Source organism: Elioraea tepida, from assembly GCF_019203965.1.
In the GTDB taxonomy this organism is placed as follows: Bacteria; Pseudomonadota; Alphaproteobacteria; order Acetobacterales; family Acetobacteraceae; genus Elioraea_A; species Elioraea_A tepida.
Map to the genome: position 1 here is coordinate 477,123 of NZ_CP076448.1, position 19,296 is coordinate 496,418.

A 19,296-nucleotide genomic window follows, 5' to 3' on the forward strand; every position below is an offset into this window, starting at 1 on the left:
CTCCCGCCCGGCTGTCGACGGCGTCGGAACCGCGGACCGTCTCGCCGCGGAACCGTCGGCGCCGGCGCCGATCTCGCCGATCCGCTCAGCCAAAGCGCCCGGAGGACGGGAACCCCCTCCACGGCAGCCGCCCCGCTCCGGCCCGATGGCCGAGCCATTCGGCGAGCTCCCCCTTCGTGCGCACGCTCACGCGGCTCTCGCCGAGCCGCACCGCAAGCCCCTCGCCGAGAGCGAAGGGCTTCGCGTCGGCAAGCCCTCCTTGCTTGAACTTCTGCAGCGCAACGCCGCGCCCCTTGGCCAGAACGGGAAGCTCATCGAGCGGGAAGATGAGGAGTTTGCGGTTCTCGCCGATCGTCGCGACATGGTCGGCGCCCTCCGGCACGGGCGCGCACACCACCGCCTCTTCGCCCAGATCGAGCGCGAGCACCTGCTTTCCCGCCTTCGTTGCGGCGACGAGCTCTTCCGCCGGGACAATGAAGCCGCGCCCCTTCGCTCCCGCGACAAGGAAACGCCCTTCCGCCGGCTGAACCCTGAGCCCGATGAGGGTGGCGTCATTCGGCAGGTCGATCAGTAACCGTATCGGCACCCCGTCGCCACGCCCGCCGGGCAGGCGGTCCACCGCGATCGTGTAGGCACGGCCGTTCGTTCCGAAGGCAAGAAGACGATCGGTGGTCCAGGCGGGCACAGCGGCGAACAGACGGTCGCCCTCTTTGAACTTCAGCCCCGCGATGTCAGCGAGGTGCCCCTTCAGCGCGCGGATCCAGCCCTTTTCGGAGCAGACCACGGTGACGGGCTCGCGCACCGCGAGCGCCGCCTCGACCGCCTCCGCAGCGGGCGGCGGGGCCTCGGCAAGGCGGGTGCGTCGCGCCCCGAGCGGGCCTGAGGCGAAGCGTGTGCGCATTGCCTCGATCTCGGCAGCGATCGCGGCCCAACGCTCCTTCTCCGACCCAAGCAGGGAGCGCAGGCGCTTCCGTTCGGCCGCGAGCGCCTTGTGCTCCTTGCGGATCTCCATCTCCTCAAGCCGGCGCAGGCTGCGCAGCCGCATGTTGAGGATCGCCTCCGCCTGCACCTCGGAGAGCGAGAAGCGGGCCATCAGAACGGGCTTCGGCTCTTCTTCGGTGCGGATGATGCGGATCACCTCGTCGAGGTTGAGATAGACCGCGAGCTGGCCCTCGAGCACCTCGATCCGGCGCTCGGCGGCGGCAAGCCGGTGGCGCGAGACGCGCTCGAGCACGGCATGGCGATGGTCGAGCCAGGCGCGCAGCGCCTCCTTCAGCGACATAACCCGCGGCGTGCGCGTCGCATCGAGAACGTTGAGGTTCAAGGAGATGCGGCTTTCGAGAGCGGTCGCCCGGAACAGGCTCTCCATCAGCACCCCGGGGTCGACCGTCTTCGACCGCGGCTCGAGCACGAGCCGAACCGCATCGGTGCTCTCGTCGCGCAGGTCGCCGAGCAGAGGCAGTTTCCTCTCCTCCATCGCCTGCGCGATCTGCTCCACAAGGCGTGCCTTTTGCACGAGCCACGGGATCTCGGTCACGACCACGCGCCAGGTGCCGTACTTGCCCTCCTCGACGTGCCATTTCGCACGCAGCCGGAACGAACCGCGGCCCGTCTCGTAGGCGGCGAGCATGGCCTCGCGCGGCTCGACGAGCACGCCGCCCGTGGGAAAATCGGGGCCTTTGACGTGCCGCATCAGCTCTTCGGTGGTGGCGTCAGGCTTCTCGATAAGCAGGAGAGCCGCAGCGCAGAGCTCGCCCGTATTGTGCGGCGGGATCGAGGTCGCCATCCCGACCGCGATCCCCTGCGCGCCGTTGGCGAGCAGGTTCGGGAAGGCGGCCGGAAGCACGACGGGCTCCTTCTCCTCGCCGTCATAGGTGGCGCGGAAATCGACCGCATCCTCCTCGATGCCGGCGAGCAGGGCCTGCGCGACCTCGGTCAGGCGCGCTTCGGTGTAGCGCATGGCCGCGGCGTTATCGCCGTCGATGTTGCCGAAGTTCCCCTGCCCCTCGATCAGCGGATAGCGCTGCGCGAAGCCTTGCGCGAGCCGCACCAGCGCCTCGTAGACGGCGGCATCGCCGTGCGGGTGGAACTTGCCGATCACGTCGCCGACCACGCGGGCGCATTTCTTGAAGCCCGAGGACGGGTCGAGCCGGAGCTGATGCATGGCCCACAGCAGCCGGCGGTGCACGGGCTTGAGACCATCGCGCACATCGGGCAGCGACCGCGACATGATCGTCGAGAGCGCATAGGCGAGGTAGCGCTCCGCGAGCGCGTCGGCGAGCGGGGTGTCGAGGATCTCTCCTCCCGCGAGGTCGATCGGCATGGCGCGACTCGGTCTCCTGAGGCGTCCGCGCGAGCTAGCCGAAGCGGTCAGCCAGCCGCAACCGCGCAGGCGGCAGCGGGAGGTGGCGCAGCCCGAACACGTCGCGCGCGAGGAAATGCGCAGTGAGCCTCAGCCCTGCGGCGATGTCGCCCTCCCGAACGGCGGCATTGCCGAGCAGGAACGGGGGAAGCGGCAGGAGCCGGTCCTGCCAGGGACGCGCGGCCTCGCGCGACACGGCTCGGCCAGTGCGCGGCGAGACAAAGGCGAGGTCCTCGACCACGCCGGTGACGGCGCAGGCCGAGAGGTCGAGCCCGTAGCCGAGCTCTGCCAGCAGCGCCACTTCCCAGCGCACATAGTCGGGAGCGAGTGCCTCGCCCTCGCCGATGCGCTCGAGCAGCGCGGCGAGGCCAGCGAAGGCGAGCGGATGAGGCTCGCGCTCCGGCAGCGCGCCTTCCGCCACCGCACAGGCCGAGGCGAGAAGAGCGAGAGCGGCGGGCTCGCCGAGCGCCCGGCCGGCGGCGGCATCGACGAGTTCTCCCGCGAACTGGCCGAGCTGGTCGGACAGTCTTGCGGTCCAACGCAGAGCGAGCCGATTGCCCGGCTGCCAGATGGCCCGGCCCGAGCGCGACGCACCGCCGCGCACATGCCCGCGCCAGTGCCCGTGCGCGCGCGTGAGCACGTCTGCGAGCGCGTGCCCCTCGCCATGCGGGCGCGCGGCGAGAACGATCGCCTCGTCCTCCCACGACTCCATCGTCTCAGTCAGGCTCCAGGCCGAGAGCGCGAAGCCGCTCCTTCTCCTCGTCCCAGCGAGGCCTGTGCAGAACGGTGAGAAAGAGATGGACGGGCCGGCCGAGCTCCCGCGCGAGCTCCGCCCGCGCGGCGGCGCCGATCGCCTTCAGGCGCTGCCCGCCGCGGCCTATGATGATCGCCTTCTGCCCCTTCCGCGCCACCACGACCGCAAGCCGCACCACCACCGACCCGTCGGGTTTCTCCTCCCACGCCTCCGTCTCCACCGTGGTGTCGTAGGGAACCTCCTCATGCGTCTGGCGGAAGATCTGCTCGCGCACGATCTCGGCGGCGAGCTGGCGGTCGGTCTGGTCGGTGAGCTGGTCCTCCGGGTAGAGGAATGGGCCTTCCGGCATCGCCTGAGCGAGCCGGTCGAGGAGCCGGTCGATCCCGTCGCCGGTCTGGGCCGAGATCATGAAGGTCTCGGCGAAGGGCGTGATCACGTTCAGGCCGGCGGCGAGCGGCAGGAGAGAGGGAGGCTCGACGAGATCGATTTTGTTGAGCACGAGCCAGACGGGCTTGCCGAGCTTGCGCAGCCGCTCGGCGATCTGCCGGACATCGTCGGCGAGGCCGCGTTTGGCGTCGACGAGGAACAGCGCGAGATCGGCATCGCCAGCGCCGGCCCAGGCGGCGCGCACCATCGCCCGGTCGAGCAGGCGCTTCGGGGCGAAGATCCCCGGCGTGTCGACGAGAACGATCTGCGCCCTCCCCCAGGTGCCCTCGCGCGGCACGATGCCGAGCACGCGGAACCGGGTCGTCTGCGGCTTGGGCGAGACGATCGCGAGCTTCTGCCCGGCGAGACGGTTGAGCAGGGTCGACTTGCCGGCGTTCGGGGCGCCGACGATGGCGGCGAAGCCCGCGCGCGTCGCGGCACTCATGCGTCCCCCTGCAGGGCCGCGAGCAGGGCCGCGGCGGCGGCCTTCTCCGCCGCCTGCTTGGCTCCCGCTTCGGCTTCTGCCGTTCTGCCGGCGCAGGTGACGGAGACGCGGAAGGTCGGCGCGTGCGAGGGCCCTGTCACGCCGAGGAGGCGATACTCGGGAAGGCCGAGGCCGCGCCCGAGCGTCCATTCCTGCAGCGCCGATTTCGGGTCGCGCGGCGCCTCGGCGGGAAGCGCCTCGGCGAAGGCGCGTCGGATGAAGGCCCGCGCCGGCTCGAGACCACCGTCGAGATAGAGCGCGCCGAGGGCTGCCTCGAGCGCATCGGCGAGCACGGCGGGGCGGTCGCGCACGCCGGCGCGGTCGTCCGCTGGGGCGACGACGAGCAGCTTGCCGAGTCCGATGCGCGCAGCGACCGCGGCGAGCGTCGGTTCGGCGACGATATGGCCGAGCCTGCGCCCGAGCGCCCCTTCGCGCTCGTCCGGAAAGCGCTCGATCAGCCACTCGGCGACCAGGAGGCCGAGCACGCGGTCGCCCACGAACTCGAGCCGCTCGTTCGAGGCGAGGCCGCGGTCACGCCCTTGGGTCACGCCGCTGTGGGAGAGGGCCTGGGCGAGCAGGGAACGGTCACGGAAGCGGTGGCCGAGGGCCTGCTCGGCGGCGTCAAGCACCCCCTCGCCCGGGGCGGGCGGCGGCGATGGCCTCTGCCGTCGCCCTCTCACCGCACCCTGTCGAAGAACCGGCTCAGGCGCCAGTTCAGCGGGTTGAACGCCGTGCCCTCATGGCTGAAGAACAGGATTTCCGCCCGTCCGATCAGATTCTCGATCGGGATGTAGCCGACGCCTGCGGCGGAGAAGTCACGGCTGTCGGAGGAGTTGTCGCGGTTGTCGCCCATCGCGAACACATGTCCCGGCGGCACGCGGAACTCCTCGGTGTTGTCGAACCGCTCGGTGTCTGAGAACTCGCAGATGTAGTGCTGCCGCCCGCCTGCCGATGGGGGCAGCGTCTCGAGCCAGCGTCGGGAGCGGATACGCACGCCGGTGCCGTCCTCCTCGCACAGGCCGGCGGGCTCGCGCCGCACCGCCTCGCCGTTGATGTAGAGGATGCCACCGATGACCTGGATCCGGTCACCCGGCAGGCCGACGATGCGCTTGATGTAGTCGGTGCTGTTGTCGCGCGGCCAGCGGAACACCGCCACATCACCGCGCTCCGGCATGGACATGAAGATCCGCCCCTCGAACAGAGGCGGCGCGAACGGCAACGAGTAGCGCGAGTAGCCGTAGCTGAACTTCGACACGAACAGGTAGTCGCCGACGAGCAGCGTCGGCACCATCGAGGACGACGGGATGTTGAACGGCTCGAACGCGAAGGTGCGGATGGCGATCGCGATCAGACCGGCGTAGACGACCGTCTTGACCGTCTCGAGCCAGCCGCCGCCCTTGCGCTTGGCCATGGAGCTTCCGTCTGCGGGTGGTGGGGAACGGCGCGGCGGAACCCGCGCCCGCGCGCCTTTGCCCGCGGCCCCGCCAGATGTCAAGCAAGCGGCGGAAGCGCCGGGGCCTCGGCCGCGACGGGCGCGAGGCTGATCACCACCACGGCCTGGGCATAGGGATATTCGTCGGTCATCGTCAGACTGATGCTCGCAGCCATGCCGGCGGGGGTCAGCCGAGCAAGCCGGGCCGCCGCGCCGCCCGCAAGGCGCAGGGTCGGCTGGCCGGAGGCGAGGTTGACCACCTCCATGTCGCGCCAGAACACGCCGTTCCTGAGCCCCGTCCCGAGCGCCTTGGCGCAGGCCTCCTTGGCGGCGAAGCGCTTGGCGTAGGTCGCTGCCGCACCGGGCCGGCGTTCGGCGCGGGCGCGTTCGGTCTCGGTGAAGATGCGACGCGTGAACCGCTCGCCGTAACGCGCGAGGGTCGCCTCGATACGGCGTATGTCGCAGATGTCGCTGCCGAGGCCGAGGATCATGGCGCGCTCACGCGGCCGCGCTCGCGCGTGCGGCGTCGATCAGCCGGCGCATCTGCCGCACCGCCTCGGCAAGGCCGAGGAACACCGCCTCGCCGATCAGGAAATGCCCGATATTGAGTTCCGCGAGTTGGGGGATCGCCGCGACCGGCCCGACGGTCGCGAAGCCGAGCCCATGCCCGGCATGCACCTCGAGCCCGATCGAGGCGCCGTGCCGCGCCGCCGCCGCGAGACGATCAAGCTCCCGACGACGCGCCTCGCCCTCGGCCTCGCAATAGGTGCCGGTGTGGAGTTCGACCACCGGAGCGCCGGCGGCGACGGCGGCGTCGAGCTGGCGCGGATCGGGCTCGACGAACAGGCTCACCCGGATGCCCGCTGCCGTGAGCGCAGCGACGACGTCGCAGAGCGCCGGCAGGTTGCCCGCGACATCGAGGCCGCCTTCTGTGGTGCGCTCCTCGCGACGCTCCGGCACGAGGCAGGCGGCGTGCGGGCGAAGCCGTGTCGCGATCGCCACCATCTCCGCGGTTGCCGCCATCTCGAAGTTCAGCGGCACCCTGAGCTCCGCCTTGAGCCGCTCCATGTCGGCATCGCGGATGTGGCGCCGGTCCTCGCGCAGATGCGCGGTGATCCCGTCCGCCCCCGCCGCGACAGCGAGCTGGGCCGCGCGCATCGGGTCTGGGTGCGCGCCCCCGCGGGCGTTCCGGAGCGTCGCCACGTGGTCGATGTTGACGCCGAGCCTCAGCCTGTCGGCCATTCCACCCTCCCTCAGGCCCGCGCCCGTTCCACCGAGGCGATCTGGGAGCAGGCGCGCAGCGCGGCGATGATGTCGCCGAGATGGCGAAGGTCGCGCACCTCGATGTCGACCAGCATCTCTAAGAACTCGGGGGTGCGGTTGACGATCTTGAGGTTGACGATGTTGCCCTCGCGCTTGGCGATCACGTTGGTGAGTGTGGCGAGCGCCCCGGTCTCGTTCGCCGTCACCACCGCGAGCCGGCCGGTGTGCCGCTGGGCGGGGGTGCCGTCGGTGTCCCAGGCGACGTCGAGGAAACGCTCCGGCGTGGCGGCGAAGCTCTCGAGGGTGGGGCAGTCATGCGTGTGGATGGTCACCCCCTTGCCCGTCGTCACGATGCCGACGATCCGGTCGCCCGGAAGGGGGTGGCAGCAGCCGGCGAAATGGATCGACATGCCGGCGACGAGGCCCGAGATCGGTATCGCCGCGCGGCCGTCGCGCCCCGGCTCACGGCCGGGCTGCGGAGGGACGGCGGGCTTCGGCCGCGCGCGCGAAAGCGGCATCACATGCGAGGCCGGCCGCGGTGTGGGGCGAAGCTCAGGGTAGGCCGCGAGCACCACCTCGCGCGCGCCGATCTGGCCTGCGCCGACCGCCGCCTGGAGGTCCTCCACCGAGGCCTGCTTGAACGTCTTGAGCACGCCCTCGAGCACGGCCGCACCGCCCTCCACCCCCTCCTGCCGGAAGGCCTTCACGAGCGCCGTCCTGCCCGCCTCGATGTTCTGCGCCCGCATCTGCGCATGTACGAAGCGGCGTATCCGCGCCCTCGCCTTGCCGGTGACGACGAACCGCTCCCAGGCCGGGTTCGGCGTGTGGCCGCGCGCGGTGACGATCTCGACCTGGTCGCCATTGGCGAGTTCGGTCCGAAGCGGAACGATCCGCCCGTTCACCTTCGCGCCGACACAACTGTCGCCGACCTCGGAGTGCACGGCATAGGCGAAGTTGACCGGGGTGGCGCCGCGCGGCAGGGTGATCAGGTCACCCTTCGGCGTGAAGCAGAACACCTGGTCCTGGAACATCTCGAGCTTGGTGTGCTCGAGAAACTCCTCTGGCCCCGAGGCCTGCTCGAGGATCTCGAGCAGCGAGCGCAGCCAGCGATACTGCTTCGGCGCCTCCGCGCTCGGCTGGATTCCCTCCTTGTAGGACCAGTGCGCGGCCACACCGCACTCGGCGACCTCGTGCATCTCGCGGGTGCGGATCTGCACCTCGATCTTCTGGCTGCTGTCGGGCAGGATCACGCCGGTGTGCAGCGAGCGGTAGCCGTTCGGCTTCGGCGTCGAGATGTAGTCCTTGAACCGCCCGGGCACGACGCGGTAGGCCGCATGCACCACGCCGAGGGCGCGGTAGCATTCGTCGACGGTGCCGACGACGACGCGGAACGCCATGATGTCGGAGAGCTGCTCGAAGGCGACGTTCCGCCGGTGCATTTTCAGCCAGATCGAGTAGGGGCTCTTCTCCCGCCCCGTCACCTCGGCCGGGATCCCGTGCTCGTCGAGCAGGCGCTTGAGGTCCTCGATCACGCGGTCGATCACGTCCGCCCCCTCGCCGCGCAGGAAGGCGATCCGCGCGAGGATGGAGGCGCAGGCATCAGGCTGGAGCTCGCGGAAGGCGAGGTTCTCGAGCTCGGTCTTGACCGCGTCCATGCCGATCCGCTCGGCGAGCGGAGCGTAGATCTCGAGCGTTTCGGCGGCGATCCGACGGCGCTTCTGCTCGTCCCGCACGAAGCGGAGCGTGCGCATATTGTGCAGCCGGTCGGCGAGCTTCACGAGCAGCACCCGAATGTCCTCGCTCATTGCGAGCACGAGCTTGCGGAAGTTCTCCGCCTGCTTGGTGCGGTCCGACTGCAGCTCGAGCCGGGTGAGCTTGGTGACGCCGTCGACGAGACGGGCGACGTCGCGCCCGAACCTTTTCTCGACATCGGCGAGCGTGACGGAGGTGTCCTCGACGACGTCGTGCAGGAGGGCAGTGACGATCGAGTTCGTGTCGACGCGATAGCCGGTGAGGATCTGCGCGACCTCGACCGGGTGGGTGAAATAGGGGTCGCCATTGTCGCGCGTCTGGCTCGCATGCGCGTGGGCGGCGAACTCGTAGGCGCGAGAGATCGCTTCGGCGTCGGCCTTCGGGTCATAGGCGCGAACCCGGGCGACCAGCTCCGCCCCGGGAAGCGCCGGCGCGGCCGCCCCGTCAGGCATCGCTCACGGCCCGCGCGAGGGCGAGACGCGCTCCGCCGCCCGCCCGCGCCACGCTGCGACCGGCCTCAGCCGCCGCCGAGTTCGCGGGCGATCGCAGCCTCGATGTCTTCCTCGGTGCCGGCATCGCCGGCAGCCTCCTCCGCCGCGATCTCCTCGGGCGAGATGTCCATGCCCGCGAAGATTTGGCTCTCGGTCGGCAGCAGGTCGACCACCTCCTCCGTGGTCGGCTCGGGTTCGGGCACGCGCTGCAGGCTCTTGATCAGGTCCGCCCTCAGGCTCTCGAGCGGGATCGTGCCTGCGGCGATCTCGCGCAGCGCCACCACCGGGTTCTTGTCGTTGTCGCGGTCGACCGTGAGCGCCTCGCCGCGGCTGATGTTGCGCGCGCGCTGGGCGGCGAGCATCACGAGCTCGAAGCGGTTCGGAACCTTCTCCACGCAGTCTTCCACGGTGACGCGCGCCATGCGCTCGACCCTCCGAAAGCAGACCCCATGGGCGGGTCACTCTAGGTAGCGCGCCGCGGCCTCTCAGGCAAGTCTCGGCTGCGGCTCGAGCGGCCGGCAGGCCGCCCGCTCGGGCTCAGGAAGGGCGGCAAGCAGCGCCTCGACGCTCAGGCCGCTCGCGGGGTGTCGCCAGCCGGGAGCGACCTCGGCGAGCGGGGCGAGCACGAAGGCGCGCAGATGCATCCGCGGATGCGGCAGGACCGGCGGTTGGTCGCGCACGAGGCCGTCGAGGTCGAGCAGGTCGAGATCGAGCGTCCGCGCCGCGTTCGGTGCCGACCGCACCCGGCCGAACCGCGACTCGAGCGCCTGCAGGGCGGAAAGCAGTGCCTCCGGCTCGGCCCTGCCTTCGAGCCGAAGCACGGCGTTGACGTAGCGCGGCTGGTCGGACGGCGGGACAGGCGCGCTGTCCCACAGCCGCGACAGGGCCGCCCCGCGCATGCCCGGCAGGTCGGCGAGCTCGGCGGCGGCACGCAGAACCGTCACTGCCGGCGGCGTACCGTCGGCCATGCGCAGGTTCGCTCCGAGACCGACGAGGATCACTCTTCATCTTTCCGTCACGATGCGCTTATGTGCATGCGTCAAGCTCTGACGGAAATTGCGCGGGCGGTGGGGTGACGCTCGCAGGTCGGGACAGCTGCCGCCCTGAGAGGAGTGTGTTCATGGTGTTCCACGAGAACGAGCGCGTGGCCGTCTTCATCGACGGCGCCAACCTCTATTCGGCGTCGCGTACGCTCGGTTTCGACGTCGACTACAAGTCGCTGCATGCCTTCTTCCGAAGCAAGGCCTATGTGGTGCGCATGTTCTACTACACCGCGGTGCTGGAGACGGAAGAGTACACCCCGCTCAAGCCGCTGGTCGATTGGCTCGGCTACAACGGCTACACGGTGGTGACGAAGCCCGCCAAGGAGTTCACCGACTCGACCGGCCGGCGCCGCGTGAAGGGCAACATGGACATCGAGCTTGCGATCGACATGCTCGAGATGGCGCCGCACGTGAACCACATCGTTCTGTTCTCCGGCGATGGCGATTTCCGCCGCCTGATCGAGGCGGTGCAGCGCAAGGGCGTGCGCGTCACCGTGATCTCGACGATCAAGACGCAGCCGGTTCTGATCGCCGACGAGCTCCGCCGCCAGGCCGACCAGTTCATCGATCTCGCCGACATCATCGGCGAGTTCACCCGCCGGATCGTGCCGCCGCGCGAGCGCGATGCGCCGCGCGACGCCCCGCGCGATGCAGGGCCGTCGCTCGGCCGCGAGCGCGGCGAGGGTGTCTCCGCCTCAGGCCGACCCTTCACCGTCGAGACCGTTGGCCCCGCGAGGCCCACGCCCGAGGCGCCGTGGCGCGGCCTGCCCGATTCGGGCAACACATAAGAGCGTTTGCTCGCGCCCGAGCCAGATTGCCGGCTCTGCCCGAGGCTCGCGTCCTTCCGCGACGCGAACCGCCTGCGCTTCGCCGCAAGCGACGACGGGCCGTGGCACAACGCGCCGGTGCCCTCGTTCGGGCCGCTCGAGGCGCGTCTTCTCGTCGTCGGCCTCGCTCCGGGGCTGAGGGGAGCGAATCGGACTGGACGCCCCTTCACCGGCGACTGGGCGGGTGATCTGCTCTATGCCGCGTTGCTACGGTTCGGCTTTGCCGAGGGCGCGTATGGCGAGCGGGCCGGTGACGGGCTGGTGCTGACGGAGGCGCGGATCTGCAACGCCGTGCGCTGCGTGCCGCCTGAGAATCGGCCGACGCCCGCGGAGGTCGCCACCTGCAACCGCTTCCTCGCCGCCGAGCTTGCGGCGATGCCGCGGCTCCGCGTGGTGCTCGCCCTCGGCGCGGTCGCGCACCTGGCGGTGCTGCGGGCGCTTGGGCTACGCCAGGCATCCTTCCGCTTCGCCCACGGGGCGATCCACGCCCTCGCCGATGGCCGGCTCCTTGCCGACAGCTATCACTGCAGCCGCTACAATACAAACACGGGGCGTCTGACCGAAGCCATGTTCTTCCGCGTATTCGAGATGATCCTTCCCACGCTGCATGAGAAGCCCTGAGGAAGCGCATGCGCCCGCGCCGCCGCCCATCTGGCTTCTCGCTGGGCTGATCTCGCTCGGCCCGCTCTCGACCGACCTCTACCTTCCTGCCCTGCCGGCGATCGCCGATGCCTTCGGCACCGGTGCCCTCGGCGCGCAATGGACGCTCTCGGGCTTCCTGCTCGCTTTCGCGCCGAGCCAGCTCGTCTACGGCCCGCTCGCCGACCGGTTCGGGCGCCGTCCGGCGATGCTGTGGGGGCTTCTCGTATTCCTCGCCGGCACCGCCGTCTGCGCGGCCGCGACCAGCCTCGGCATGCTCGTCGCCGCGCGTGTGGTCCAGGCGGTGGGCGCCTGCGCCGGCCCAGTGGTGGCCCGGGCGGTGGTGCGCGACACGGTGCCGCCCGAGCGGGCGCCGGCCGTGTTCGCGACCATGGCCGGGCTGATGTCCCTCGCCCCAGCCATCGGCCCCGTGCTGGGCGGCGTTGTCACCGCTCTCTCGGGCTGGCGCGCGACCTTCCTGCTGCTTGGCCTTGCCGCGGTCGCGGTGCTGCTCGCGAGCCTCAGACGGCTCGGCGAGACGGCCCCCGTGCTCGACCGCCGCGCGCTCGACCCTGCCGTGCTTGTCCGAACCTATGGCGGGCTGCTCGCGCATCGGTGGTTCCTCGGCCATGCTGCGGTGGCGACCGCGAGCTACACCGGCCTGTTCTGTTTCATCTCCGGGTCCTCGCACGTGATCCAGAAGGGTCTCGGCCTTGCCCCGGAGCTCTACGGCCCCGTGTTCGCTTCCGCCGTGGCCGGCTATCTCGCGGGAAGCATGATCGTGCGGCGGATCAGCGGGCAGGTGGCAGGGCGAACGATGATGCGCGCGGGCTCGCTCTGGTGCCTCGCCTGCGGCTGGGCGGGGCCCGTGTCGCTCGCGCTCACCGGCCCGAGCCTCGCCACGGTCGCCCTGCCGCTGATCCTCTACATGATCGGCTTCGCGGTGGTTCAGCCTAACGCCCAGGCCGGAGCGATCGCCCCCTTTCCGGCGATGGCGGGACGCGCCTCGGCGCTCCTTGGCTTCCTGCAGTGGAGCATCGCCGCGCTTGCCGGTCTCTTCCTCGGCCTCGTGCTCGACGCGGCGGGCTGGGCGATGGGCCTCGGCATCGCGCTGTCGGGAACGGCGGCAGCCGTGGCGGTCGCGCTCCTGCCGCGCGAGCCGGCCTCAGGCGGCGGGTGAAGTTAGGGCGCGTTCGATCGCCGACGTGATGGCGCGGCTTTCGGGGGCTGTGGTTGCTCCCCAGGAGCCGGCGATCCGCCCGTCGCGGCCGACCAGATATTTGTGGAAATTCCAGCGCGGCGGCGAGGCCTGGCTTGCCGCCCAGCGGTAGAACGGATGTGCCTCGCGGCCCGTCACCCGGGTGATGGCGGCGAGCGGGAAGTCGATCCCGAACTCGACCTCGCAGAACTGCTTCACCGCGGCGTTGCTGTCCTTCTCCTGGCGGAAGTCGCCTGACGGCACGCCGATCACCACAAGACCCTGCGGCCCGTAGCGTTCGTGAAGCGCGCGCAAGCCCGCATACTGGTTGGTGAAGCCGCAGAACGAGGCGGTGTTGACCACAAGCAGCACCTTGCCGCGGAACTTGGAGAGCGGAATCGGGTCACCCTCGATCCCGTCGAAGGTGAAGTCCCAGGCGAGCTGCGACGCCGCGGCCGGATCGGGGCGGAAAGGAGCGAGCGCGGCGCCGAGCGCCGCCAGCATGCCGAAGGTTCGTCTCACCTGGTCCACCATTGCCGAGTCTCCTTGACGCCCCCGATAAATCGGGCATTCCGCCGCGGCGACAAGTCCAGGCGGCGATCGACCCGGTGACGACCCGTCCGCCGAAGGCGGCGCTCGACGGCGGGGCCTGCGGCCCCCTCTAGCCGCGCGCGCGCAGGAGCCGCGCCTTCTCGCGCTGCCAGTCCCGCTCCCTGATCGCGGCGCGCTTGTCGGCCTTCTTCCGGCCTTCGGCGAGGCCGAGGAGAACCTTCGCCCGGCCGCGCTCATTGAAGTGGATCTGCAGCGGCACGAGGGTTGCGCCCTCGCGCGTCACCGCGCCGATCAGCTGCCGAAGCTGTTTGCGATGGAGCAGGAGCTTGCGCGGCGCCCGCGGCTCGAAGCGCGACAGAACCCCGCCCTGATACTCGGGAATGTAGGCGTTGAAGAGCCAGAGCTCGCCGTCGCGTTCGCCGGCCCAGGCCTCGCTCAGCGTCGCCCGCCCGTGGCGGAGGCTTTTGACCTCGGGCCCCTTGAGCACGAGCCCCGCCTCGACGGTCTCGCGGATCGTATAGTCGTGCCGCGCCTTGCGGTTCTGCGCCACCACCCCGTGCGCGATCAGCCCCTGCTTGCGCGGCTCGGCCACCGGAGACCCATCAGTTCAACAGTCCCGCCTCGACCAAGGCGGCGCGCACCCTCGCCTTGTTCGCCTCCGACACCGGAGCGAGCGGCAGGCGGCAGGTCTCCTCGCAATGGCCGAGCAGATGGGCGGCGTATTTCACCGGCCCGGGCGAAGTCTCGCAGAACATCGCATCATGCACTGGCAGGAGCCGATCCTGGATCGCCATCGCGGTCGCGGTCTCACCGCGCTGCCACGCCTCCTGCATCTCGGCGCAAAGCCTCGGCGCGACGTTCGCCGTGACCGAGATGCACCCCACCCCTCCGGCGGCGAGGAAGGCCACGGCCGTGTGGTCCTCCCCCGAGAGCTGGATGAAGTCCGGCCCGCAGGCGCGCCTCTGCTGGAGCGGTCGGGCGAGATTGGCAGTGGCATCCTTCACCCCGACGATGGTCGGCAGCTTGGCGAGCCGCGCCATCGTCTCGACCGTCATGTCCACGGCCGACCGGCCGGGAATGTTGTAGATAATGATTGGAAGATCAGTCGCTTCCGCAATGGCCTTGAAGTGGAGGTAGAGCCCCTCCTGGGTCGGGCGGTTGTAGTAGGGGGTCACCACCAGGGCCGCGTCGGCGCCGGCCTGCTTGGCATGGCGCGTGAGGTCGATCGCCTCCTCGGTGGAGTTCGAGCCGGTTCCCGCGACCACCGGCACGCGCCGCCCCGCCGCCTCGACGCAGAGCTCCACCACGCGCTTGTGCTCTGCGTGGCTCAGAGTGGGGCTTTCGCCGGTGGTGCCGACAGGCACGAGCCCATGCGTTCCTTCCTGCACCTGCCAGTCGACAAACTCCTGGAAGGCCTTCTCGTCTATCGAACCGTCACGGCGCATCGGCGTGATGAGAGCAACGAGCGAACCCTTGAGCATCGGCCTCTCCCTCGTGCGGCGTCCGGCCGCATCGTCCCTCCCTCGCACCTCGCGCCCGCCGTGACAAGTGCCGCCCTCGCACCCTACAACCGCGGCATGGGTCTGCGGCGTGTTGCGAGTCTCGCGCTTCTGTGGCTTGCCCTCGCTCCGGCGGGGGCTGCCGCCCAGGCGCTCGATTCTGCCTGCCGCGCCGCCGTGATCGCCGCCGCGGCGGGGCGCTGGTCGGAAGCGACCCGGTGCAACCAGAAGGTGCCAGCCAAGGTGATCCTCTGGCTTCGCCTCGTCTCCGGCCCGGCGAGCGCGGGCGAGCTTGCTGCCTTCCTCGCCGAGAATCCGGACTGGCCGCTTGCCACCGCGCTCGCCCGCCGCGCCGAGGCCGCGCATGCGGAGCTTCTCGACGACGACGCCGTTCGTCGCTTCTTCGCCCGCCGCCCGCCGGTCACGGAGGCCGGGATGCTCCGCCTCGCCGAGGCGCTCGAGACGACGAACCCGTCCGAGGCCGCGCGTCTGCGTCGTGCCGCCTGGGTGGAGATGCGTGCCGACGCTGCGGCCGAGCGCGCCTTCCTCGGCCGCCATGGCGGCGTGCTCCGGGCGGAAGACCACTGGGCGCGGTTCGACCGGCTCACCTGGGCCCGCGAGACCGCGGCGGCGCTGCGTCTCCTCGACATGATCCCGCCGGGTCGGCAGGTGGCGGCGCGCGCCCGGCTCGAGGCGCTCGCAGGCAACGAGGGTGACCTTGTGCAGATGCAGGAGGCGCAGCGTGACCCGCTCGTGTTCCTCGAGCGCGCGCGCAGCCTCCGCCGCCAGGACCGTGACGACGAGGCGCTGCGGCACTGGATGAGCCTCGGCGCGGCGGCACAGTCGGCCGCCGACGTGGACAAGCTGCCGCAGTTCTGGGCGGAACGGCAGATCCTGATCCGCCGGCTCCTGCGTCGGGGCGAGGACGCGCGCGCGCGTGACCTCGCCGCCGCGCATGGCCTGCCGCCGCGGCCCACCGAGGCCTATCTCGAGGCGGAGTTCCTCGCGGGATGGATCAGCCTGCGCAGGCTGGGCGAGCCCGCCCGCGCGCTCGGGCATTTCACCGCGATCGAGCGCGCTGCCGTCGCGCCGATCAGTATCGCCCGTGGCGGCTACTGGCGCGGGCGTGCGCTTGCCGCGCTCGGGCGCACGGAGGAGGCTCGCGCCGCGTGGCGCGCTGCCGCCGAGCATCCCTTCACCTTCTATGGCCAGCTCGCTGCCCTCGCCGCCGGGGAGAGCGAGGCGGAGCTCGCGCTGAAGATCGCGGCCACCGCACCGCCCGCCGCCGAGCCTGCGCATGTCGCCGCCTTCGCGGGCCGCGAACTCGCCGAAGCCGCCAGGATCTTCGCAGCGATCGGCGACCGGCGTCGCGCCCGGCAGGTGCTCCTGCGCATGGCCGAGATCGCGCCTGACCCGGTCGATCGCGGCCTCGTCGGGTCGCTCGCTGTCGCGCTGGGGCAGGCCGAGACGGGGGTGTGGATCGCCCGGCGCGTGGCCGCCACCACCGGCACCATTCTGCCCGACGCGGGCTGGCCGACACCGGTCGATCCTCCCCCTGGGATCGAGCGCGCCCTCGCCTTCGCCTTGATGCGCCAGGAGAGCAATTTCGAGGCCGATGCCATCAGCCCCGCCGGCGCACGCGGCCTGATGCAGCTGATGCCCGCCACCGCCCGGGCGATAGCGCGAGAGCTCGGCGAGCCCTCGCTCGCCGATCGCCTCACCGATCCGCAGGCGAACATGCGCCTCGGCACCGCCTATCTCGCCAAGCGCCTTGACGAGTTCGACGGCGCGCTCCCGCTCGCTCTTGCCGCCTACAACGCGGGCGCGCACCGGGTTCGCCAGTGGCTCGACCAGAACGGCGATCCGCGCACGGGAGGGATCGATCCGATCGACTGGATCGAGCTGATCCCGTTCGCCGAGACCCGGAACTACGTGATGCGCGTGATCGAGAGCATGCTCGTCTACCGCGCCCGCGCCGGCGGGGCGGAGGCGTCGGCGCGCCACCCGCTGCGCGCGCTTGCCTCGGCGCGGCTATGAGCGTGTCGTTCGGCGGCGTGCGCGCCATCGTTCTGTCCGGCCACGGCACCGTGTTCGACAGCGCCGCCGCCGTCCGCTCGGCGGCGGACGCGCTCGGCGAGCGCACCGAGGCGCTGGCCGCCCTGTGGGCCGCGAAGCGGTTCGAGTATGCCTGGATCGCCACCGCAACGGGCCGGCGGACCGAACTGTGGCAGATCACCGGCGAGGCGCTGGACCATGCGATGGCGGCCCTCGGCCTCGGGCAGAACCGGCTGCTCCGCGCGCGTCTGATGCAGGGCCTGCTGCAGGCCCCTCCGTTCCCCGACGCGCGCCCCGCGCTCGCCGCGCTTGCCGGCAACCGCCACCGCCCGCTCGCGCTTCTGACTAACGCCTCGACGATGATGGCGACCGCGACCGCGAAGGCAGGCGAGGTCTTCGCCCTGTTCGACGCCCTCCTCTCGGCCGAGCCGACCGGCGTGTTCAAGCCAAGCCCCGTCGTCTACCAGCTCGCTCCGGCCCGGTTCGGGCTCGCACCAGGCGAGATCGCCTATGTCTCGGCGCACCCTTGGGACATCGCCGGCGCGACGCTTGCCGGGCTGCGCACCATCTGGCTGAACCGAACAGGAGCCGTTGCGGAGTTTTCCTGGGCCCCGCCGGCGGCGGTGATCGCGAGCCTCGCCGAGCTGCCTGGGCTGGTCGAGGCCGGACAGAAGGTGGCGTGACGTCGGAGGCGCCTGACCTCCGAGGGGCGGCTCTCCGCTTCGTGCGCGTCCGTGGGGGGCTTCGTGTCGGCGTGTACACCTGGGGTGAGGCGACCACACGAACGCCTCTTCTCTGCCTGCCTGGCCTCGTGCGGACGGGCGGCGATTTCGCCCTTCTTGCCGAGCGGCACGCGCCGAGGCGTCTCGTCGTCTCGCTCGACTATCCCGGCCGCGGCCTGTCAGACCGGGCGCTTCTGTGGCGCCGCTACCTTCCGGAACGCACGCTGAAGGACGTGATCGATGTCTGCGCGGCGCTCGGGCTCCGGCGCGTCGTCACGGTCGGCACCTCGCTCGGGGCAGTGCTCGCGATGGCGCTCGCCACCGTCCGGCCGAGACTCGTCACCGCCGCGGTGCTCAATGACGCAGGGCCGGTGCTCGATGGAAGCGGCCTTGCGTTCGTGCGCGGCTTCGTCGGGCATGACCATCCGCAGCCGAGCCTCAAGGCAGCCATCGCCTTCCTGCAGAGGTGCCTGCCGTGGCTCTCGCTCCGCACCGAGCACGAATGGCGGCAGATGGCGCTGTTGACGTTCCGCAAGCATGACGATGGCACGTGGCGCGCGGCCTGGGACACGCGGATCGCCCGCGTGCTCGAACGACCGGCGAGCGGGGACCTCTGGGAGCTGTTCGCGCCGCTTCAGCGCATTCCCGCCCTTCTCGTGCGCGGCGGGGCGAGCGACGTTCTCTCGGCGGAGACGGCGGCGGCGATGCGCGCGCGCTTCCCCTCCCTCCGCTATGTCGAGCTGCCCGGTGTCGGGCATGCACCTACCCTCTCGGAGCCCGGACTCGCCGAGGAGGTCGATGCGTTTCTCGAGGCGCAGCCGTGAGCGGGCTTGCATCTCTTTGGGGCGTGGGACGGCTCCGCCCCGCTCCGGGAACCTGGGGAAGCCTCGTCGCGCTCGCCCCGGGAGCCGCTCTGCTCGCGCTCGGCGGCCCCGGCCTTGTGGCTCTGGCCGCGCTCGCTCTTGCCTGGGCAGGCTGGCGCGCGGTCTCCGCCCTGCCCCCCGACGAGCAGGCGAACGACGCGGGCTGGATCGTGGTCGACGAGGCGGCAGGCCAATGGCTTGCCCTTGCCGGGCTTGCGACCGTCACGCCTGCCGGCCTCGTCGCCGCGTTCCTGCTGTTCCGCGCCTTCGACGTTCTCAAGCCCTGGCCCGTCTCCTGGGCCGACCGGCGCAAGGACGCGCTCGGCATCATGCTCGATGATCTCGTGGCGGGCGCGCTCGCTGCCGCTATCCTCCTCGCGGTGAGGCTTGTCGTTCCGGAGGCGCTGCCGTGACCCCTGCCCTGCTCGCCGAGGCCGAGGCGCTGCTCGCGCTCCTGCGGGAGCGCGGCTTGAGGCTTGCGACCGCCGAGAGCTGCACGGGCGGGCTGATCGCGGCGACGCTGACGGCGATCGCCGGCTCCTCCGATGTGGTCGAGCGCGGCTTCGTCACCTACTCGAACGAGGCGAAGCAGGAGCTGCTGGGCGTGGGCGCCGTGACACTCGCGGCCAAGGGGGCGGTGAGCGAGGAGGTCGCACGAGCCATGGCCGAAGGGGCGCTTGCCCGCTCCCCTGCCGAGCTCGCGCTGTCCGTCACCGGGATCGCGGGCCCCGGCGGGGCGACAGAGACGAAGCCGGTCGGCCTCGTGTTCCTCGGCGGTGCGAGACGCGGCCGCGCCACCTTCGTCGAACGGCACGTGTTCGCCGGAGACCGTTCAGAGGTGCGGCTTGCCTCGGTTGCGGCCGCGTTTCGCATCGCCCGATCGCTGGCCGACTGAGCGACGGCCCGCGCCCGCGTTCCGCCACGGATCGCGCCT

At 71.1% G+C, this 19,296-nt stretch carries 21 protein-coding genes; 8 read left to right on the plus strand and 13 right to left on the minus strand.

From position 1 onward, the window contains the following. Positions 1 to 85: 85 nt before the first annotated feature. From parC to folK, 10 genes are all read right to left on the minus strand, one after another. Entirely contained in the window at positions 86 to 2,323 is a 2,238-nt protein-coding gene (parC, locus tag KO353_RS02305) for a DNA topoisomerase IV subunit A (RefSeq protein ID WP_218286161.1), read from the minus strand. A gap of 34 nt (positions 2,324 to 2,357) precedes the next feature. Then, the gene (gene recO / locus KO353_RS02310) at positions 2,358 to 3,074 is read right to left on the minus strand and encodes a DNA repair protein RecO (RefSeq protein ID WP_218286162.1); all 717 of its coding nucleotides are present in this window, start codon (positions 3,072 to 3,074) and stop codon (positions 2,358 to 2,360) included. Between the two features lie 4 nt (positions 3,075 to 3,078). Continuing rightward, positions 3,079 to 3,987, minus strand: a complete 909-nt coding sequence (gene era, locus KO353_RS02315) for a GTPase Era (RefSeq protein WP_218286163.1) — start codon at positions 3,985 to 3,987, stop codon at positions 3,079 to 3,081. Beyond that, positions 3,984 to 4,655 (minus strand): ribonuclease III, encoded by a 672-nt coding sequence (rnc, locus tag KO353_RS02320; RefSeq protein ID WP_218286164.1) that lies wholly within the window; start codon positions 4,653 to 4,655, stop codon positions 3,984 to 3,986. Before rnc ends, era begins: the two co-directional genes overlap by 4 nt. Before the next feature lie 47 nt (positions 4,656 to 4,702). Beyond that, positions 4,703 to 5,437 carry a signal peptidase I gene (gene lepB, locus KO353_RS02325; RefSeq protein WP_218286165.1) on the minus strand — a complete coding sequence of 245 codons (735 nt, stop codon included), beginning with the start codon at positions 5,435 to 5,437 and terminating at the stop codon, positions 4,703 to 4,705. An 80-nt stretch (positions 5,438 to 5,517) separates the two neighbouring features. Continuing rightward, positions 5,518 to 5,949, minus strand: a complete 432-nt coding sequence (gene acpS, locus KO353_RS02330) for a holo-ACP synthase (RefSeq protein WP_218286166.1) — start codon at positions 5,947 to 5,949, stop codon at positions 5,518 to 5,520. Positions 5,950 to 5,956: 7 nt separating this feature from the next. Next, a complete protein-coding gene (locus KO353_RS02335; protein ID WP_218286167.1) occupies positions 5,957 to 6,700 on the minus strand; it encodes a pyridoxine 5'-phosphate synthase in 744 nt (247 codons plus the stop codon). An 11-nt stretch (positions 6,701 to 6,711) separates the two neighbouring features. Next, positions 6,712 to 8,925 (minus strand): RelA/SpoT family protein, encoded by a 2,214-nt coding sequence (locus KO353_RS02340; protein WP_218286168.1) that lies wholly within the window; start codon positions 8,923 to 8,925, stop codon positions 6,712 to 6,714. Between the two features lie 65 nt (positions 8,926 to 8,990). Then, positions 8,991 to 9,386 carry a DNA-directed RNA polymerase subunit omega gene (gene rpoZ, locus KO353_RS02345; protein WP_218286169.1) on the minus strand — a complete coding sequence of 132 codons (396 nt, stop codon included), beginning with the start codon at positions 9,384 to 9,386 and terminating at the stop codon, positions 8,991 to 8,993. A gap of 63 nt (positions 9,387 to 9,449) precedes the next feature. Next, positions 9,450 to 9,965 carry a 2-amino-4-hydroxy-6-hydroxymethyldihydropteridine diphosphokinase gene (folK, locus tag KO353_RS02350; protein WP_218286170.1) on the minus strand — a complete coding sequence of 172 codons (516 nt, stop codon included), beginning with the start codon at positions 9,963 to 9,965 and terminating at the stop codon, positions 9,450 to 9,452. 119 nt (positions 9,966 to 10,084) lie between these two features. Here folK and KO353_RS02355 point away from each other — a divergent pair, with 119 nt between their 5' ends. From KO353_RS02355 to KO353_RS02365, 3 genes are read left to right on the plus strand one after another with little or no spacing between them, the layout of a single operon-like run. Further along, complete coding sequence (locus tag KO353_RS02355; RefSeq protein ID WP_218286171.1) at positions 10,085 to 10,795, plus strand: LabA-like NYN domain-containing protein; 711 nt, start codon at positions 10,085 to 10,087, stop codon at positions 10,793 to 10,795. A 6-nt stretch (positions 10,796 to 10,801) separates the two neighbouring features. Then, a complete protein-coding gene (locus KO353_RS02360) occupies positions 10,802 to 11,455 on the plus strand; it encodes a uracil-DNA glycosylase (RefSeq protein ID WP_218286172.1) in 654 nt (217 codons plus the stop codon). Further along, the gene (locus KO353_RS02365; protein ID WP_218286173.1) at positions 11,442 to 12,653 is read left to right on the plus strand and encodes a multidrug effflux MFS transporter; all 1,212 of its coding nucleotides are present in this window, start codon (positions 11,442 to 11,444) and stop codon (positions 12,651 to 12,653) included. Before KO353_RS02360 ends, KO353_RS02365 begins: the two co-directional genes overlap by 14 nt. Here the strand turns inward: KO353_RS02365 and KO353_RS02370 are convergent. From KO353_RS02370 to dapA, 3 genes are all read right to left on the minus strand, one after another. Then, positions 12,639 to 13,205, minus strand: a complete 567-nt coding sequence (locus KO353_RS02370; RefSeq protein ID WP_235691990.1) for a glutathione peroxidase — start codon at positions 13,203 to 13,205, stop codon at positions 12,639 to 12,641. The genes KO353_RS02365 and KO353_RS02370 overlap by 15 nt on opposite strands. A gap of 127 nt (positions 13,206 to 13,332) precedes the next feature. Continuing rightward, positions 13,333 to 13,815, minus strand: coding sequence for an SsrA-binding protein SmpB (smpB, locus tag KO353_RS02375; protein WP_218286174.1), 483 nt, complete (start codon positions 13,813 to 13,815; stop codon positions 13,333 to 13,335). 10 nt (positions 13,816 to 13,825) lie between these two features. Continuing rightward, a complete protein-coding gene (dapA, locus tag KO353_RS02380; protein WP_218286175.1) occupies positions 13,826 to 14,704 on the minus strand; it encodes a 4-hydroxy-tetrahydrodipicolinate synthase in 879 nt (292 codons plus the stop codon). A 60-nt stretch (positions 14,705 to 14,764) separates the two neighbouring features. On the opposite strand from dapA, the gene KO353_RS02385 reads away from it, so the two are divergent. The 5 genes from KO353_RS02385 to KO353_RS02405 are packed head-to-tail and all read left to right on the plus strand — an operon-like array spanning position 14,765 to position 19,257. Then, positions 14,765 to 16,759, plus strand: a complete 1,995-nt coding sequence (locus KO353_RS02385; protein ID WP_218286176.1) for a lytic transglycosylase domain-containing protein — start codon at positions 14,765 to 14,767, stop codon at positions 16,757 to 16,759. After that, entirely contained in the window at positions 16,756 to 17,460 is a 705-nt protein-coding gene (locus KO353_RS02390; protein WP_218286177.1) for a haloacid dehalogenase type II, read from the plus strand. The genes KO353_RS02385 and KO353_RS02390 overlap by 4 nt, the downstream gene beginning before the upstream one ends. Beyond that, a complete protein-coding gene (locus KO353_RS02395) occupies positions 17,457 to 18,323 on the plus strand; it encodes an alpha/beta fold hydrolase (RefSeq protein ID WP_218286178.1) in 867 nt (288 codons plus the stop codon). The genes KO353_RS02390 and KO353_RS02395 overlap by 4 nt, the downstream gene beginning before the upstream one ends. After that, on the plus strand, positions 18,320 to 18,775 hold the full coding sequence (locus KO353_RS02400) for a phosphatidylglycerophosphatase A family protein (RefSeq protein ID WP_218286179.1): 456 nt from the start codon (positions 18,320 to 18,322) through the stop codon (positions 18,773 to 18,775). Before KO353_RS02395 ends, KO353_RS02400 begins: the two co-directional genes overlap by 4 nt. Further along, the gene (locus KO353_RS02405; protein ID WP_218286180.1) at positions 18,772 to 19,257 is read left to right on the plus strand and encodes a CinA family protein; all 486 of its coding nucleotides are present in this window, start codon (positions 18,772 to 18,774) and stop codon (positions 19,255 to 19,257) included. The genes KO353_RS02400 and KO353_RS02405 overlap by 4 nt, the downstream gene beginning before the upstream one ends. The last annotated feature ends 39 nt before the right edge of the window (positions 19,258 to 19,296 follow it).